A 17,744-nucleotide genomic window follows, 5' to 3' on the forward strand; every position below is an offset into this window, starting at 1 on the left:
GATAACAGTATCCCAAATGAATCTATAACAAATTAAAAAACAATCCCTGTTTACAGATGTAATAGTTCAAACATTCACTGTAAACAGGAGTTATTTTTTGCAATATTTGTTACTCTATATTCAAAACGATAAACTCTGCTGTCAAATTTTCCCAATTATTCTATATAATCCTTATTCCAATACTTTCTCTAAAAGTACCAGTCTTACTCTTGGAATTCCCTGAAAAATACAATCTATTTCTCCAATCTCGGAATATCCCAACCTCTTGTAAAATTTCCGAGCTGCCATATTCTTAGTCTGAGTATCCATCCGAAGTGCAATGCAACCTTGATTTCTTGCGTATTCTTCATAAAAAGCTACCATCCGGCACCCATATCCTTTTCTTTTCTTCAACGGATCAACCACTAATGTGTGCAATACCATAATTTTTTCATCAGAAGCCTCCTTTTTCCAAGAAACTTGTCTATATTCTTCTAATTGAATATGATTCAAAATGGATGTTGCAACCACCGCACCATCCTCTACTCCCACAAACAAATCTCCTCGTTTCAAGGCTTGCTCCGCTGTTGCACGGACAGGATATACTCCCCTCTCCCATCCAATCACCACTCTGTTTTCTTCTTCTTCAAGATGAATCCTATAATAAATTTGTTCAATTTCATCAATGTCTTTTTCAACTGCCTTACGAATCTCCATCCGTTTCACACCTTTCAAAAAAATCTTTCTTATTATAAAATCTTCCACTTTCAAAATAAAAAATCATACCTTGTAACCATCTGTTTTCGGTATGATTTTCTGTTTTTCATTGTAGTTTTCCTTACAGAGGGTACTTCTTCCGTTAATGATATTTTTCCTTGCATTTAGAAACAATCTTTTCCTTGTATCAAAAAATTATTTACGTTTTGTATTTTCTACAGTTTTTAGTCCGCCTGTCAACGATACCTATATTCCGAATGCAAAGTATCTGGTTGCACAAACACCGCAAAAGAAGAGCAATGTTCCTGCAAAGGTTACATAGTCTGTATGATCCAACATAATCTCATTCATTCTGGTACGACCTTCCCCACCGCGATAACATCGTGCTTCCATTGCCATCGCAAGTTCATCCGCACGACGAAAAGCACTGATAAACAGCGGAACCAACAACGGTATCAAACTCTTTGCTCTCTCCATCAATTTTTTGCTCTCAAAATCTGCGCCTCTTGCCATCTGTGCTTTCATAATCTTATCGGTTTCTTCCAATAAAGTTGGAATAAAACGAAGTGCGATTGTCATCATCATTGCAATTTCATGTGCAGGAAGTCCGATTTTTTTGAAAGGGTTCAGCAATTTTTCAATTCCGTCCGTCAACTCAATCGGCTTTGTTGTCAAAGTTAACAGAGAAGTTCCGGCAACGAGCAAAGTCAACCGAATGACCATAAATAAACCCAGCCACGTTCCTTCTTTAGTAATTTTCAAAAAACCGAAACGATACAGGATTTCTCCTTGACCTAACAACGCATTGACTAAAAAAGTAATCAACAGTAAAGGCCACATCGGTTTGATTCCCTTTATGGTGTATGAAAAAGGGATGTTAGATGCTTTGATAATCAAGCACAAAAATGCAAGGATAAAGAGGTATGGGTAGAATTTATTAATAAAAAACAGTGCAATCATAAACAAAAACGATAACAAAATTTTTACTCGAGGATCTAAACGATGTATGAAAGAATCGCCCGGATAGTATTGTCCTAACGTGATGTCCTTTAACATTGTTTTTTCCTCCATTCTTTTAAAATTGCTTCCTTCATCTCTTCCAAAGTCAAGATATCTTCTGAAATCTCCCAACCTTGTTCTCTCAATCTGTTGGAAAGTTCTACTACCTTCGGTACTCCCAAACCGATAGATTCCATTTTCTTTTGATGCGCAAAAATTTGTCTTGGCGTTCCGTCAAAAGCAACTTCTCCGCGATTCATTACAATCAGACGATTCACTAACCTTGACACATCATCCATGGAATGGGATACCAATATAATCGTAGTCCCGTAAGTCTGTTGCACCACTCTAATTTGATTTAAGATTTCATCTCTCCCCTTAGGGTCAAGACCTGCTGTCGGTTCATCCAAAATCAAAATATCCGGTTTCATTGCCAGCACTCCTGCAATCGCAACACGACGCTTTTGACCTCCGGACAGTTCAAACGGTGACTTGTCTTTAAGTGCTTCATAATTCAGACCTACCATTTGCATTGCCTCTTTCACTCGTTTCGTAATTTCTTCCGCAGATAAGTTTAATTTGGAAGGACCGAATGCGATATCCTTCTCAATCGTTTCTTCAAACAACTGATATTCCGGATATTGAAATACCAATCCCACTTTTTTACGGATATCTGTTAAAGTGACATCAGCTGAAGTCAAATCCATTCCGTCGATATAAATCTTACCGGAAGTTGCTTTCAGTAAACCGTTCAAATGTTGAATCAAGGTGCTTTTTCCTGAACCTGTGTGTCCAATCAAACCGATAAACTCTCCATTTTTCACCTCAAAATTCACATTTTTGAGTGCAACGCTTTCAAACGGAGTTCCCGGACTGTAGATATGTGACAGTTGTTCTACTTTAATTGACATAATGCACCTACCATTTCTTCAATAGACAATGTATCTGTTGGAATATTCATTCCTTCTTTGTTCAATAAATACGCAAGCTCCGTCATGTGCGGAACATCTAATCCCAAAGCCTTCAGCTCCTCTACCCTCGGAAATATCTCTCGCGGTGTTCCCTGCATCACAATCTTTCCATGATCCATCACATAGACTCTGTCAGCATGAATCGCCTCTTCCATAAAATGTGTGATATGAATAATGGTAATATCTTCTTCTTTGTTCAAATGATGAATGGTTTCCATTACTTCTTTTCTTCCGTTCGGATCCAACATCGCAGTCGGTTCATCCAAAATGATGCATTTCGGTTTCATCGCAATAATTCCACCGATTGCAACTCTTTGTTTTTGTCCTCCCGAAAGATTGTGAGGTGCTCTTCTTCGAAACTCCGTCATTCCGACCTGTTCTAATGCATCATCCACTCTTCTTCTGATTTCTGTCTTTTCAATCCCCAAGTTTTCGGGACCGAATGCCATATCTTCCTCTACGATACTCGCAACAATTTGGTTGTCCGGATTCTGAAATACCATACCTGCATTTTGGCGAATATCCCACAGACGGTTCTCCTCTTTCGTGTTGTATCCCAAGACAACGACATCACCTTCCGATGGCAATAAAATTGCATTCATATGTTTGGACATCGTGCTTTTTCCGGAACCGTTGTGTCCGATAATGACAACAAATTCTCCGGGATGAATTTCCAAACTTACCTCATCTACCGCACGATTCACTTCATTTTCTAATGACCTATATTCAAACACCAAATCCCGCACCTGAATGATAGGATTGGTGTCATAATTTCTTTCTAATTTTGCTTCCAATAGACTCCTCTTTTCTATCTTTTGTATCATTGTTTCATTGTAAATATAAATCTAAAAATATTTTACAATCAAACATCATCATACCATATTCGATTGAAGATGAACAGTCACTTTATCTTCATAGATTCATATTTTTCAGCCAACAATTTTTTGTTTTTGTTTCCTGTCGAACTGTCTTTATCAAAGATTTTGATTACAACTATGCTTTTCATTATACCATAAATATCAAGTATAATTATTGACGAAATTCATGAAACATGTCGAATTTCTAAATTTCCAAACAGGAATCTTCACCCATTGATTCCCTCTCAATAAATAACCACATTATACCATACTATCCTTCCCTTTTTCGATTAATCTTCATTTTTTATTTCCTGTTCTGATTTTTCTTTTTTATCTGCTATAATAGAAGTAATTTATCAAAAAGATAGGAGTTTTACCATGAAAAAAGTATGTATGATATATACCGGCGGAACCATCGGAATGAAAAAAACAGAGAACGGATACTATCCTGAACCGCATTTTTTGGAACGCTCCCTGAAACAAATTCACGAGCTGTCTTACCATGAAGTTCCTGAATTTGATTTGATTGAATATTCTCCACTACTGGATTCCTCCAATATACAAATGGAACAATGGACCAAAATTGCAGAAGATATTTTTGAACATTACGACGAATACTGCGGTTTCGTTATCTTACATGGAACAGATACCATGGCATATACCGCATCTGCCCTCTCTTTTATGTTGCAAGGTTTGAGCAAACCTATCGTGTTAACAGGTTCTCAAATCCCTCTTGAAGAAATTCGAAGCGATGCGCGAGATAATATCATTTCTTCACTGATGATTGCAGGAGAAGGTCAAATCTCTGAAGTCTGTGTCTTTTTTGCAAACAAATTATTTCGCGGAAACCGTTGTGTCAAAATCAGCTCTGATGAGAAAGGTGCGTTCTCTTCTCCGAACTATCCGGTTTTGGCTGAGTCAGGTATCACCATTCGTTATTTCAACCGCAACATCGATATTCCAAAAGGAGCAGAACTCCTCTACACTCCTATCAAAAAACAAAATATTCTCGTATTGAAGGTCGTCCCCGGAATTTCCTATGACAGCTTTACGAAATTGATTACAGAACACTTGGACGCCCTTGTCATAGAGGCGTTCGGCTCCGGAAATATTCCAAACAGAAGTCATGAATTAACAAAACTTTTGCAAACAGCAGAACAGAACAACACCGCAGTTGTTATCTGTACCCAATGTTTACGCGGTACAACCTCCATTGGCGAGTACGAAACCAGTTCTCAACTCAAAGATGCCGATGCCATCTGTGCTTACGATATGACTGTTGAATCTACGGTAGCCAAACTGTATTATTTGCTAAGCAAAGGTTATAATCGAAAACAACTCAAAAAATGGATGGAAACCAATATCGCCGGAGAACTCTCTCGATAACATCCAATTATCACAAAAATTTAGCTGAAATTGACACCTTTGTTTCTTTGATACGGTTGTCTGCTTACATTACTTTCTGTCATCACTGTTTCAAATTGTCATTTACAATTTAAATTCTTGTTTCTCTCAAGAGATTATATTAAAACGCCATAGAATGATTTCATTATTTTATGAAAAATGAAGTGTTTCAAATACTTGAAAACTTGTGAACAGACTCTGTGAACTTGTAAATACACTGATGAATGAAACAATCAAAGCGATATGTAAAGGTTAAACCGGTTTCATCATTTTATCGGGTTTTTGTATTACATTGCCCTTTTTCAAATTCAATCATTAGATTTTATATGATAAAAAAGAGGAAGTATTCAGCTAATGCTTTTACTTCCTCTTGGTGATTTATTTCATTGTATCTCACTCTTTCACACTGAAATTATTCAACCTCTTGACAATTTTCATTTACCTCAATCCAAAATTCACTTTTCAAATCTACCATATCACTCAAAAAATCCAAAGTACAGGGAAAGGTCAAATCCACACTGTTTATTTTATTAAGAATTTCCACAAATCGGTATATGCTGTCTGAAACCTTCAATGCTTTCCAGCCTCCCGTTCCATGTATAGCTGTATAGACAGGATAATTTTCTATGTTAAAATCCACAAAGAACGGGTCTCCCAATTCATTTTGAGCAATCACATACCAACTCTCTTGCCAACTTCCGTTATGCTTTGTTGTCAGTGTACAGTTTTGGACAGGATACCAACGATAACCCATCTGCATTTTTTCAAAGTCTCCATAAATACAAGGAAGTAATGGCACCTGTGTACATATTTTCGCTTCAATAAACTTTTCTATCACAAATGGTATTTTCGGAATATGATTCATACTGTTTCTCCCATAACCTTATCTTACTTAATGTTAAATCGAAATGATATTCTGTTATTTTGTCTCTGAATACAGCAGGGTAATATTTTGGGGAATTGATACTTGATGAAACTTGACCACGACATTCCAACTTCTCAATTCCTCTGTATCAAATCATCCAAACTCTAATCTACAGAGAATCAAGATATTTATGACCGGTACCGTTGATACAGTTTCTATTCCATAATGCTCTTCTCCCATTACTCTACTCACACAAGAGTTTCTACGAAATTAATTAATTTCCAACTTCGATTCCGGTAAAATTTGTCCACCATCCACAACAATAGTCTGTCCGGTAATATAATTCGCTTCCTCTGATGCCAAAAACATTGCTGCATAGGCAATATCTTCCGGTACTCCCAATTTCCCGGATGGAATGGATGCTTCCTGTGCTTTGATATATTCTTCTCCAAGCACATCCGTCATTCCCGGTGTCATAATATTTCCCGGTTCCACACCGTTTACATTGATGTTCCATGGTGCAAGTTCCAAACAGGCGGTACGAATCAAACCGTTGACTCCTGCCTTGCTTGCCGCATAATGTGCTAATCCCGGATTCCCTGTTTTCGGTCCCGTAATAGAAGATGTGATTACAATTTTGCCTTTGTTCTGTTGCTTCATATACGGAATAACTTCTTTGATTGCAATGAAAGTTCCTCTCAAGTTAATATTGTGTACCTTATCCCAATCTTCCAATGTCATATCCACCAATTTCACTTCCGGATAAATCCCCGCATTGTGCAACAAAATATCAATTCTGCCATAGGTATCATAAACTTGTTTCATCAAGTTTCTCATAGAGGATTCATCACTGACATCCGATGCAAGAAACAGAGTATCCAATCCTTGTTCTTTCAACTGTTGTTGTGTCTGCTTTCCGGTCTCTTCATTTCTTCCGGTAAAAACAACTTTTGCTTGCTCTTTTGCAAATACAGTCACAATTCCAAGTCCGATTCCCTTACTTCCTCCGGTAATAATAACTACCTTGTCTTTCATTGAAAAACTCATACTGCTCTCCTCCTTTGTACTGATAAAAACCATGTTTCTCCCATAACAATCAAGTTAAGTTGCCCCCTTGATGTCCATTTCAAGCAATGATACAATCACATAAATTCCACAGCGAAACCGTACCATCCTTTTCTGATTCATCCGAGAATTCTTATCATCATGCTACCAAACCTGAAACTTTGTACTTAACTTTGCTAAGTAATTTCATTATATCATATTAAAATAATAAAGAAAGAAGGACAAAAAATGATTCCCATATCAAATATGAGAATCATGTTCTAAATAAGTCTTATTCGATTCATTTTGTTTCTATTGTAAAATTCGTTTTTCTTTCAGTTGGATTGATTTCATTCCTGTTCAAACATTCGTCTCTCTTTCAGATGGAAGATTCCTGTTACAATACAACAGTTATTCTGTTTCCAAAAGAATTCATTCCACCCTATCTCAATCTTATGCAAAAAATTTCGCAATATAACCTTGTACAAAAATATATAGTACAATCACAGGTAGGATATAACTGACATAGACTCTTGACCAACGCGGAAACTGTATACCTTTTCCTGTGTTAACTTCTTCAAGGAAGTGATTCCATCCCCAACCATATCTGCTTGTACAAAATGCCAAATAGATCAAAGAACCCAACGGCAAAATATTATTACTTACAAGGAAATCTTCCAAATCCAAAATACTGCTTCCTTCTCCAAGCGGCATAATATGACCCCATACATTAAATCCTAAGATACATGGAACGGATAGTACCATAATGACAAGTGCATTGATGAAAGCCGCTTTTTTTCTTGTTGTTCCGAATAATTCCAAATTTGATGCAATAATGTTTTCAAATACGGCAAGCACTGTCGAAAATGCTGCAAAACTCATAAACAAGAAGAATAGTGAACCCCACAATCTTCCTCCTGCCATCGCATTAAATACATTCGGTAAGGTTATAAAAATCAACGCAGGACCGGAATCTGCCGGAATCCCGAATGCAGAAGTAGACGGAAAAATAATCAATCCTGCCATCACCGCCACAAAAGTATCTAACAAAGTGATACTCATCGCCTCACCAATCAAACGGTGATCCTTGTCAATATAACTTCCGAAAATAGCAATCGCACCCATTCCGATACTCAATGTAAAAAATGCCTGTCCCATCGCCGCAAAAACAACTTCGTTGATTCCGATTTCTGTCATTTTGTGAAAATCAGGTTTTAGATAAAAGTGTAGTCCTTCTGCTGAGTTCGGCAAAGTAATCGCCCTTGCTACCAACACAAATAGGATGAACAGCAAACTTAACATCATCACTTTTGTAATTTTTTCCACTCCGTTTTGTAACCCGAAGGAACAAATTAAAAATCCTATCGCCACTACAACAATCATCCAAAAAACCATAACTTCCGGTTGTTGCACTAAGGTGCCGAACATTTCTCCTACTTCTTCCGTTGTTTTGCCTACAAAATCACCTTTGACCATCTTCACAAAGTAATAGAGCATCCAACCGGATATCGTGGTATAAAACATCATCAATAAATAATTCCCGAGTGTTGCGATATAACCAAAAATATGCCACTTCGTTCCCTTCGGTTCCAACACATGAAAAGATGTAATCACACTCTTTTGACTCGCTCGACCAACAGAAAGTTCCATTGCCATAATCGGCAATCCCAAGATCCCCAAAAACAATAGATAGATTAGTACAAACGCTGCTCCACCATACTTTCCTACCACATATGGAAATCGCCAAACATTCCCTAATCCGATTGCACAACCTGCTGATAATAAAATAAAGCCCAGCCTTGATGAAAACTTCTCTCTCTGTTCCACTAAAAGCCCTCCTTTTGATACGATTTACACCATTTGTAAAAAATAAGTGTATTTTGCTATTGTGCCACAAGAACATAAAAAAATCAATAAGTAAATAAACAATTCTGAAAATTTTATTTTTCCGGTTAATTGTAAAATGAAAATGAACTAAAAAAATTCCATAGAAAATCACGTTTGGTATAATTGAATCACCACAAAACAAAAAAACCAAAGGTGATGACTATGGAATATAATAATACTACAGCAAATTCAAGAAAAAATAAACATTTAAACGATTTCGAAAGAGGACAAATTCAACTTCTGCATAATAAAGGATATTCAGCATACAAAATAGCAAAAGAACTTCGTAGAGCATCCAACACCATAAGAAATGAGTTAAAAAGAGGTACAGTAACTCAAATAAAAGGAATACATGATGTACAAGTATATTATCCGGATACAGGTAAGTTAGTATATGAGAAGAATCGAAAAAATTGCAAAAAGAAATTTAAAGCCTTGAAATGTAGCAAATATTTAGACTTTGTAAAGCAAAAGTTTAATGAAGAAAAATGGTCGTTAGATGCAATTTGTGGATATGCAAAGTTAAATAAGCTATATGAAGGTCAAAGAGTCTGCACCAAGACATTATACAATTATGTAGATATAGGTCTAATAGGAATAAAATCTATTGATTTGCCCTTAAGAGTGAAAAGAAAACCGGCTAAAAAACGAGTAAAAGAAAACAAAAGAAAACTTGGAAAAAGTATAGAAGAAAGACCGCAAGAAATAGAAACAAGAAAAACATTTGGAAATTGGGAAATAGATACAGTAATACCAAAGAAAAACAAAGAAGAAGCATCATTAATAACCATAACAGAAAGAAAAAGTCGAATGGAACTAATCTTAAAATTAAACAGAAGAAAAGCATCCATAGTAAATGAAACATTAAAGAACACATTGAACAGATTGAAGGAACCACAAAAAATATTTAGAAGCATAACAAGTGATAACGGCTTAGAGTTTGCGAAATTATGTGAACTTGAAAAAACATATATAGGAAACATCTATTACTGTCATCCCAATAATCCCCAGGAAAGAGGAACAAATGAAAAGCACAATAGCCTAATCAGAAGATTTCTACCGAAAGGAAAATCATTAAATGATTATGAAGAAGAACACTATATAAAGATAATGAATTGGATGAACAATTTGCCAAGAAAAATCCTAAATTACCGCACTCCTATAGAAGTTTTTATAGAAGAACTAAATAACTTAGGACTTTTAGATGATAATGAGGAATTAGTTCAATTTGATATTGCAATTTAAGATTTTATTTTTCCTATCTTTTTCTGTTCATTTTTTTCCTTACAGTGTTACAATAGAAAGAAAAATCATCAGCAGGAAAGGAATCCCACTATGAAAAAAACAATTTTAACGTTCCTAAAAATAGGACTTCTTATTTTTGGAATTTCTTTTTTTACAATAGAAGGTGCTATTCTATTCTCAGGATTTTCGACATCTCATGACGAACAGATAGACTATGTCATTATTTTGGGAGCAAGACTCTACGGAACCACCCCGTCTCCCGCACTGACCAACCGCCTGAACTCAGCACTGACATATCTCAACGAACATCCAAGCACCTCTGTTATTGTGACAGGCGGACAAGGTACAGATGAAGATTGTACAGAGGCACAAGCAAGCTATGACTATCTTGTTGCTCATGGGATTGCAAAAAACCGAATTTTGATGGAAACAACTTCTACCACCACATTCGAAAATATCCGAAATGCGACTGATATCATACGAAAACAGACAGACAATCCCTCTGTCAAAGTTTTGATTTCCACCAATCGATTTCATTGTATTCGTGCAGAATTATTGGCAAAACGATGCGGTCTCACAGCATACTCCCTGCCTTCCAAAACACCTCCAAGCATCACCATTCCGTGCTATCTCAGAGAATATTTTGCTATTATCAAATCATTCTTTCTTGATACTTTGACAAAGTAATTTTTTACCGAAAATCTTTTTTAAAATTTAAACCAAAAATCCTCTTATCTGCAAAATTTTGCTCAATAAGAGGATTTCATCTACTTTCTTCTTTTGTTTGAGATATCCGAAAGAATCCCCGTTCTTCCTAACGATATTGCGGAGGAATATTTGCGCGATTCGGTCTCATCATCAAACTTCCCTTCAATGCTTGGTATTTCAAAATATTATTACTTTTGTCTTCATAGTAAACACCATACATCTCTCCGACTTTCATTGTAAGAGGCTGCCACGCATACAATTTTTTGGATACCTTGCCTGCTTTGATAATTACCTTTGTTTTTCCGATTTTCAGCTTGTTCGTCGGTCTTACCACAGAAAGAACCTTTCCTTCAATATAGAACTTCTTTCTTTTATAAGATAAATAAGTCCGATACAACATATATCCCAACACACATGCAAGAATTGTCCAAATTGCTTTCGCCCAAACCGCCTTATATAAGAAAATAGCTACAACCGATAGCACAAAAAGAGCAACAACTCCACCGATTCTCAAAAATACTTTCGTTTGTTCCGTCATACTTTCACCACCTTAACTTAAATGATATATCGAATAGTACGATTATATCAAAAAAACAAAAACTTTGGTAGACTTTCCCTTGATTTTATAAAATCCTTTCAAAGTTTTTGTTTTCTGTCTGACTTTATTAAATTGTTGTACTGTTACCGACCATCTATTCTATTTGTCCAACTTCAAATTTTTTCGAATCTCACTACGAAGCTCGGGATATCCGGGCCAATTGTACAGAAATTGTACTTTCTTATCTCGAATCTCATTCCCTGTCGGCTTTTCTTCCATCACAAACACGCGAAATGTCTCTGCAATATCCTCTGCAGGATTTGTCGCTGCATAGTCTGATACAAACGCATCCTGATTTCTGACATAAAAAGAATATTTCGTCGGAAATTCTTCCAACACATAGTCTTTCCAAAATGTCTGATAAAATTGGTTCAACAAGGAGTCTTTCTTTGTTACCATACCAATCTCACAATAATTTTTGATGTCATAGTCCTCGGTATAATCTGCCTGTGTCTGATTCAATGTCAAATAGTGACCGTATTCATGTACTAATGTTCCGTAAAAATCATCATCCAAATCGTTGCTGTCAATCTGCATCAACCACCTTGTGCCGCTTCCGTCTCCGTCAGGACTCTCAATTACAGATGCCAAGCCATATGATTTCCCATCCGTACACAACAGAATATAATCAAAATTTTTTAGATTTTCCCGTTTGATTACCTTTGGAATGCTCGCCAAAATGATGTTCTCTTTTTCATTCGAAAAAGATTCTTCTTTTTGTGTCGACTTCAGCTCTTTTTGAAAGAATTGAAACCACCTTCGTTTTTCTGTACTCTTTTCTGACAAAAAAGGTTCTTCCTGTATGCTTTCACCTTTCACTCGATAAACCCTTTCTGTCTTTTGATTCGGATACTGTACCAACAAAAACAGTAACAGATTTCCATTCACATCTTTCAGTGCATCAAAGCGCCGCTGTGCAAAATCGTATGCTTCCTCATCTCCGGTTTCAATATATTGATCTATTTTTTTCTTTAGCGATGCAACTTCACTCTTTTTCATCACGCTTTCCAAATAAGCATAAATTCTGTCGTTATTGTTTTCTTTTACCGGTGCAGGCTCTGTTTCTTCTTCATCCTCTACACCATAGTATTTTTGAGTAATTCCCGTAATCCACTCATCGAACTCTTTTCGAAGATAAGCCTCTCTTGCATTGGGTTCAATGAGATTCTCCTTCTCTCTTTCTTTCACACACTCCTGTATTTCCGCAACGGTCATAACCTGCTTTTCCTTTTCAGCATCAGAAACATTCTTATTCAGCTGTCCCAAGTTATATTCAATTTTTTGTTTCGCTTGTTTTAGCTCCTCGGAAGAATATTCTTTTGCTACATTTGTATCGTGACAAGCCGTCAGCAGTGTAACTCCGACAAGCAAAGATGCTACTATCCTATTCCATTTTTTCAAATTGATTCACTCCTATATGAGGCTTATTTTTTCCTTCCTAATTCTACAACAGATGGACTTCTGTTGTAAACAAAAAATTGACACCGGAAACAAATTCCTCCATAGTTATGATTTCTATTCCTTACAAACGAATGATTTCTATCTGTTTTTTATACTCAATCTATTTTATTTTTTCAATGTCGCTGTCATATACATTATATTTTGAGGCATATACCGTCACTACATAATATATTGCAAACAAAGTTGTTGTAACAAACCATGATAACGGATACCCTAAAATGATATGTTGCAAAGTCATATCATAGTTTGATACTATTTCAACCCAAATCACCCGAAAAGCACAGGTTCCTATCAGCGTGATTATCATCGGATAGAAGGTATTTCCCCTTCCCTTTATTCCTCCGGCAAAAATCTCGCCAAAAGCATAAAATATATAATATGGACAAACTGACCTCATCAAAAAAACCGCATTCTCTATCGCAGAAGAATCTCTTGTAAATAACAAAGCTATCTTATCCATCCATATAAATAGGACTCCGCTTATGATTCCGATTGTTACAACAGATATCAAAAGCCCACACCTTACCGATTGGTTCATTCTGTTTCTATTCCCTGCTCCGTAATTTTGGGCAACAAAAGTTGTAACAGCCACTCCCAGCGTATCTGCTAATGACCAAACAAGAAAATCAGCTTTTCCGCATATCGACCATCCTGCTATACTGTCTGTTCCGAATGCATTGATTCCTCTTTGCATAAACATATTGGATACAGAAAACAATATTGATTGAATTGCCATGGGATACCCCAATGTTAATGTGCCCTTTAATGATTCAAAACGATTTCTCTTGCTAAAGTAATAACCTGCACTTTTTATTTTATTTAACACCAAAGCCATCGCAATACCTTGAGATAATATTGTCGCTAATGCTGCTCCTTCAACCGACCAATGAAATTTTGCCACGAAAAGAACATCTAACACTATGTTTACTACAGAACTGCACATGAGATAGTAAAATGGATTTTTGGAATCTCCCAACGCTCGCAATATTCCGGAAACAATGTTGAATGTAAAAACAAAAACAGTTCCTATAAAATAAATCCGAATATATGACAATGACAACTCATAAATATCTTCAGGAATTAACATTATTTTAATAAATTTTGATGACAATAAAATTCCCGTTACAGAAATTATTACTCCTCCCAAGATGCTGAATTTTATTAAACTTCCAATTATCTCTTCTAATTCAGTCTTTTTATCTGCACCACAGTATTGAGACACAATAATTGTTCCACCCATACTCAATGCAATAAAAGAATTTATCAAAAGTTTGATATAAGCATAAGGAGCATCAATCGCCGCCAATGCTTCTTTTCCTCCATAATTTCCAATGATAAGAGCATCTACAAATGCATACGATTGTTGAATGAAACTCCCTAAAAGAATAGGAATAAAGTATTTTATAAAATTTTGGTACAAATTACCTTGTGTAATTAAATTTTCTTTATCTGCCATACCATCCTCCAACAAAACTTTTTCATTTAACTCATATTGTATATTCTCTCCGGACTTCACAAATTGTACTGATGTTCAAAATAAGCATCCAAAAACCTATCCACTGTTTGTTTGAAGTAATATCGTATCCATTTCCTTTTTCAAGAAACAAATTTTTATATCATTTCCTTTTCTTGCTTATTGGAATATACATACTTACACAACCTGTTATTCACTTTTCGAAGGAGTGGTAAAGCCAATCGGAAAACTCCTAATTTGAATGTGGACAACTCATCCGTAAAATTGATACATGCCGTTTGTTTTAATTTCGGATTGAGTTTCAAAATTTCACTTCCATCTACAATACCATATCGAAACTCCGCATTCATATGTTTTACTGTATCGTGTTTTTTTCCCTTATTTAACAAGAAAGTATGAGAAAAATCAAACTGCGCCTCAAACTCTTCAAAGGAATCTGTCAAAATTTCCAAAAATTGTTTCACTTCCTCTTCCGAAAAATACATCAACACTCCTTCCGAGATAATTAAAATAGGTTCTTCACTCTTTGCTATCTCCGTTGTCCATGTGGAATCCAAAGCTGATTTCGGAATATCCACCACCCTGTCATTCGGTTGAAGTAAATTTTTTCTTGCTTCGATTACTTCCGGAAAATCCAAGTTGTACCATTTGATTTTACCGTTATCAATGCGTTCAAATCTTGTATCCAATCCGCAACCGACAGAAACTACTGTGCAGTTCGGATGTTCCTCAATAAATTTTTTCGCTTCTCTATCCATCACACGAATTCGTGCTAATGTACCAAAATAAGAACCTTTTGAACTGTTGAATTTATCAAAATCATAATCAATTTTTTTCATGATTTCCAGTGACAATTTATCATTCAAAATAGGTTTGTCACTCATGGCATCCTTCGCACGAATATACAATGTAATAAAAAGCGTTTCCGCAACCCCGTCTAATTTTAATTTCATAGGTTTCCTCCTTATAGAACTCATTATATGATTTAAATAACTTTATCCTGACTGCATTTCTTACTTCATTTCCTTAACAGTCACTTTTTATTTTAAACTTTTTCCGTTATAATATCAATAATTATTATCATAAAATAGAATTTATCATCAAATGTATGTATTGTTACTCTATCACAAAAATATTCATTTCTTGTGATTTGTTATATAAAAAAGTTGCCCACTAATACTACGAGTCACTAAAACACACTATAAATACAGGCTTTCATTCCATAATATCTCATTTCTATCCCCATCCATTTTCATATCATACTATTAGCTATTAGAACTGACAGGTTGAATGCTTTGAACTATATGATTCTCCAAATTATTTTTCAGCAATTGTACATTCTCCATACCGGGCATTTTAAACGGAGAATAGTATCAGATTGTAAAACCATACTTTTCTTCAAAATAAAAAATCGGTACAGAACGAAAAAGTCCTATACCGATTTCTACAAAAGATATTCTATTGTTTTATTTTAATGAAACGATACATTAATCTCTTTTGTAATCACATTTTTCATGGAATCTTTCTTCATAAGCTTTTGCCAATTCCTCACGGAAATCCGGATGTGCAATATTAATCAAAGCTCTGGCTCTTTCATTCAAAGATTTGGAACCTAATTTTGCAATTCCGTATTCTGTGATGATATAGTCAACATCATTGATGGAAGTTGTAACAGAAGAACCTTCTGTAATCACAGGAACAATTTTTGACATTTTTCCTTTTACGGTAGATGGCATAGCAATGATGTTTCTTCCGCCTTTACTCCAAGCAGCCCCTCTTACGAAGTCTACTTGTCCTCCGACTCCGCTGAATTGTCTCGGTCCGATAGAACCGGAAACAACTTGTCCGGTAAGGTCTACTTGAATACAAGAGTTGATACATACCATATTGTCGTTTTGGCTCACTACACGAGGATCGTTTACATAGTCAACCGGATACATTTCAAAGAACGGATTGTCATCTACATAGTCATACAAGTCTTTTGTTCCCATCAAGAAAGTAACAACTGTTCTTCTGTTATGGAAGTTCTTTTTCTTGTTTGTGATAACTCCTGCTTTCATCAAGTCCATTACCCCGTCAGAAATCATTTCGGAGTGAATTCCCAAATCTTTTTTATCTTTCATAAATTGAAGTGCAGCATCGGGAATCGCGCCAATTCCAAGTTGCAAACAATCTCCGTCGTTTACTAAAGATGCAACATATTCTCCGATTTTTGACTCTACTTCTCCGATATGAGGTTTCGGTAATTCTACCAACGGTTCGTCATGTTCCACTAAGAAATCTATATCAGAAATATGAATAAAACTGTCACCGTGTGTTCTCGGCATATATTTATTTACTTGTCCAATCACAATTTTAGCATTTTCTGCAATTGTTTTTGTAAAGTCCACAGAGATACCGAAACTACAGAAACCGTGTTTATCAGGTGCTGACAATGTTACCATTGCCACATCCACAGGCCAATCTTCACGATAAGTGCGAGGTACTTCATAGAAGAAACGAGGAATAAACTCTCCATCTCCTCTTTCTACCGCTTTTCTTGTGGATGCTCCTAAGAACATAGAGCATGTTCTGAAGTGCTCTCCCAATCCTTCTGCTGCATATGGAGCTTTTCCCGGAACCAATCCGGAAAACTTCACATTCTTGTAATTATCTTTCAGGCGAACCATTTCTTCCAACAGATAAGTCGGTTCTGCTAAAGCATGTCCCAACGCAACATGGTCTCCGCTTTTTACATGAGAAAGTGCTTCTTCTGCGCTTACCAATCTCTCTTGGTAAATTTTTTTCCAATCCATATTTGATAACCTCCAAATTTTTTATTTTTCTGAATAAAATACGGAATTATTATATCATACTCTATTCTTTCTATCTACTGTATAATTTTTTCTCACTATGGTATTCCCCGATTTTATGAAAAATAATCTCAATTTGTTTACTTTATGTCTTTCTACAATTGAAAATCCTATTTGAAAAACGAATCGTCTTTCCAAAAACAAACCCACAATCTCTAATATCACAATGAAAAAGATTGAAAAACAATTTGATTTTATTGTAAAATGTTTTTTAAAGTATCTTACCAACTGTTTTTGTTATAACTGATATAAAGCAGTTTCACAGTGATAAAAATATTGACATTGTAATGTTACAGAAAGGAAGTATTACGTGAACTTGAACGGTTTGTTAATCGGTGTATCTTGCTTTATTTTAATCGGACTATTTCATCCGATTGTAATTTATACAGAATACCGTTTCGGAAAACAGCTATGGCCTATCTTTGCTGTTTTTGGCTCTACTTGTATCACAATTTCCTTCTTTTTAAAAGACGATACTGTATCTGCCATTGTGTCTATTCTTGGTTTTTGCCTCCTTTGGAGCATTAAAGAACTTTTTGAACAGGAAAAAAGAGTACAGAAAGGTTGGTATCCAAAAAATCCGAAAAAACGCTGATATTTTAAACTAACATTCATACTCATATACAATGAGCTATCACAAACAGAGCCTCTTGTTATTTTATGTTATATTTTAAATACTAAAA

Annotated in this window: 16 protein-coding genes; 4 read left to right on the top strand and 12 right to left on the bottom strand. The window is 35.6% G+C overall.

Going from position 1 to position 17,744, the window contains the following annotated elements; genetic code table 11:
- Positions 1 to 171 precede the first annotated feature (171 nt).
- The 4 genes from HMPREF0389_RS06795 to HMPREF0389_RS06810 all read right to left on the bottom strand — a co-directional run bounded on the left by HMPREF0389_RS06795 (position 172) and on the right by HMPREF0389_RS06810 (position 3,490).
- On the bottom strand, positions 172 to 696 hold the full coding sequence (locus tag HMPREF0389_RS06795) for a GNAT family N-acetyltransferase (protein WP_014262891.1): 525 nt from the start codon (positions 694 to 696) through the stop codon (positions 172 to 174).
- 246 nt (positions 697 to 942) lie between these two features.
- Positions 943 to 1,752 (bottom strand): energy-coupling factor transporter transmembrane component T family protein, encoded by an 810-nt coding sequence (locus HMPREF0389_RS06800; protein WP_014262892.1) that lies wholly within the window; start codon positions 1,750 to 1,752, stop codon positions 943 to 945.
- A complete protein-coding gene (locus HMPREF0389_RS06805) occupies positions 1,746 to 2,606 on the bottom strand; it encodes an energy-coupling factor transporter ATPase (protein WP_014262893.1) in 861 nt (286 codons plus the stop codon). The genes HMPREF0389_RS06800 and HMPREF0389_RS06805 overlap by 7 nt, the downstream gene beginning before the upstream one ends.
- Positions 2,591 to 3,490: an energy-coupling factor transporter ATPase gene (locus tag HMPREF0389_RS06810; protein WP_014262894.1), complete on the bottom strand. Its 900-nt coding sequence runs from the start codon at positions 3,488 to 3,490 to the stop codon at positions 2,591 to 2,593. Before HMPREF0389_RS06810 ends, HMPREF0389_RS06805 begins: the two co-directional genes overlap by 16 nt.
- 411 nt (positions 3,491 to 3,901) lie before the next feature.
- On the opposite strand from HMPREF0389_RS06810, the gene ansA reads away from it, so the two are divergent.
- The gene (ansA, locus tag HMPREF0389_RS06815; RefSeq protein ID WP_014262895.1) at positions 3,902 to 4,909 is read left to right on the top strand and encodes an asparaginase; all 1,008 of its coding nucleotides are present in this window, start codon (positions 3,902 to 3,904) and stop codon (positions 4,907 to 4,909) included.
- Between the two features lie 430 nt (positions 4,910 to 5,339).
- On the opposite strand, the gene HMPREF0389_RS06820 is transcribed toward ansA, so the two are convergent.
- The 3 genes from HMPREF0389_RS06820 to HMPREF0389_RS06830 all read right to left on the bottom strand — a co-directional run bounded on the left by HMPREF0389_RS06820 (position 5,340) and on the right by HMPREF0389_RS06830 (position 8,663).
- Positions 5,340 to 5,792 (bottom strand): hypothetical protein, encoded by a 453-nt coding sequence (locus tag HMPREF0389_RS06820; RefSeq protein ID WP_014262896.1) that lies wholly within the window; start codon positions 5,790 to 5,792, stop codon positions 5,340 to 5,342.
- A gap of 270 nt (positions 5,793 to 6,062) precedes the next feature.
- A complete protein-coding gene (locus HMPREF0389_RS06825) occupies positions 6,063 to 6,839 on the bottom strand; it encodes an SDR family oxidoreductase (RefSeq protein WP_041250838.1) in 777 nt (258 codons plus the stop codon).
- A gap of 450 nt (positions 6,840 to 7,289) precedes the next feature.
- Positions 7,290 to 8,663, bottom strand: coding sequence for a sodium-dependent transporter (locus HMPREF0389_RS06830; protein WP_014262898.1), 1,374 nt, complete (start codon positions 8,661 to 8,663; stop codon positions 7,290 to 7,292).
- A gap of 222 nt (positions 8,664 to 8,885) precedes the next feature.
- Here HMPREF0389_RS06830 and HMPREF0389_RS06835 point away from each other — a divergent pair, with 222 nt between their 5' ends.
- The gene (locus HMPREF0389_RS06835) at positions 8,886 to 9,968 is read left to right on the top strand and encodes an IS30 family transposase (protein WP_049770186.1); all 1,083 of its coding nucleotides are present in this window, start codon (positions 8,886 to 8,888) and stop codon (positions 9,966 to 9,968) included.
- Between the two features lie 90 nt (positions 9,969 to 10,058).
- On the top strand, positions 10,059 to 10,655 hold the full coding sequence (locus HMPREF0389_RS06840) for a YdcF family protein (protein ID WP_014262899.1): 597 nt from the start codon (positions 10,059 to 10,061) through the stop codon (positions 10,653 to 10,655).
- A 127-nt stretch (positions 10,656 to 10,782) separates the two neighbouring features.
- Here the strand turns inward: HMPREF0389_RS06840 and HMPREF0389_RS06845 are convergent, their stop codons facing one another.
- The 5 genes from HMPREF0389_RS06845 to HMPREF0389_RS06865 form a co-directional block, all read right to left on the bottom strand.
- A complete protein-coding gene (locus HMPREF0389_RS06845) occupies positions 10,783 to 11,214 on the bottom strand; it encodes a hypothetical protein (protein WP_014262900.1) in 432 nt (143 codons plus the stop codon).
- A gap of 159 nt (positions 11,215 to 11,373) precedes the next feature.
- Positions 11,374 to 12,675: a zinc-binding metallopeptidase gene (locus tag HMPREF0389_RS08785; RefSeq protein ID WP_049770209.1), complete on the bottom strand. Its 1,302-nt coding sequence runs from the start codon at positions 12,673 to 12,675 to the stop codon at positions 11,374 to 11,376.
- A gap of 160 nt (positions 12,676 to 12,835) precedes the next feature.
- Positions 12,836 to 14,191 carry an MATE family efflux transporter gene (locus tag HMPREF0389_RS06855; RefSeq protein WP_014262902.1) on the bottom strand — a complete coding sequence of 452 codons (1,356 nt, stop codon included), beginning with the start codon at positions 14,189 to 14,191 and terminating at the stop codon, positions 12,836 to 12,838.
- 155 nt (positions 14,192 to 14,346) lie between these two features.
- Positions 14,347 to 15,162: a class I SAM-dependent methyltransferase gene (locus tag HMPREF0389_RS06860; RefSeq protein WP_014262903.1), complete on the bottom strand. Its 816-nt coding sequence runs from the start codon at positions 15,160 to 15,162 to the stop codon at positions 14,347 to 14,349.
- 534 nt (positions 15,163 to 15,696) lie between these two features.
- Entirely contained in the window at positions 15,697 to 17,004 is a 1,308-nt protein-coding gene (locus HMPREF0389_RS06865; protein WP_014262904.1) for an acetyl-CoA hydrolase/transferase family protein, read from the bottom strand.
- A gap of 367 nt (positions 17,005 to 17,371) precedes the next feature.
- Between HMPREF0389_RS06865 and HMPREF0389_RS06870 the strand changes: the two genes are divergently transcribed.
- Positions 17,372 to 17,656, top strand: coding sequence for a DUF4491 family protein (locus HMPREF0389_RS06870; protein ID WP_014262905.1), 285 nt, complete (start codon positions 17,372 to 17,374; stop codon positions 17,654 to 17,656).
- The last annotated feature ends 88 nt before the right edge of the window (positions 17,657 to 17,744 follow it).

The organism is Filifactor alocis ATCC 35896 (assembly GCF_000163895.2).
Taxonomy (GTDB): Bacteria; Bacillota; Clostridia; order Peptostreptococcales; family Filifactoraceae; genus Filifactor; species Filifactor alocis.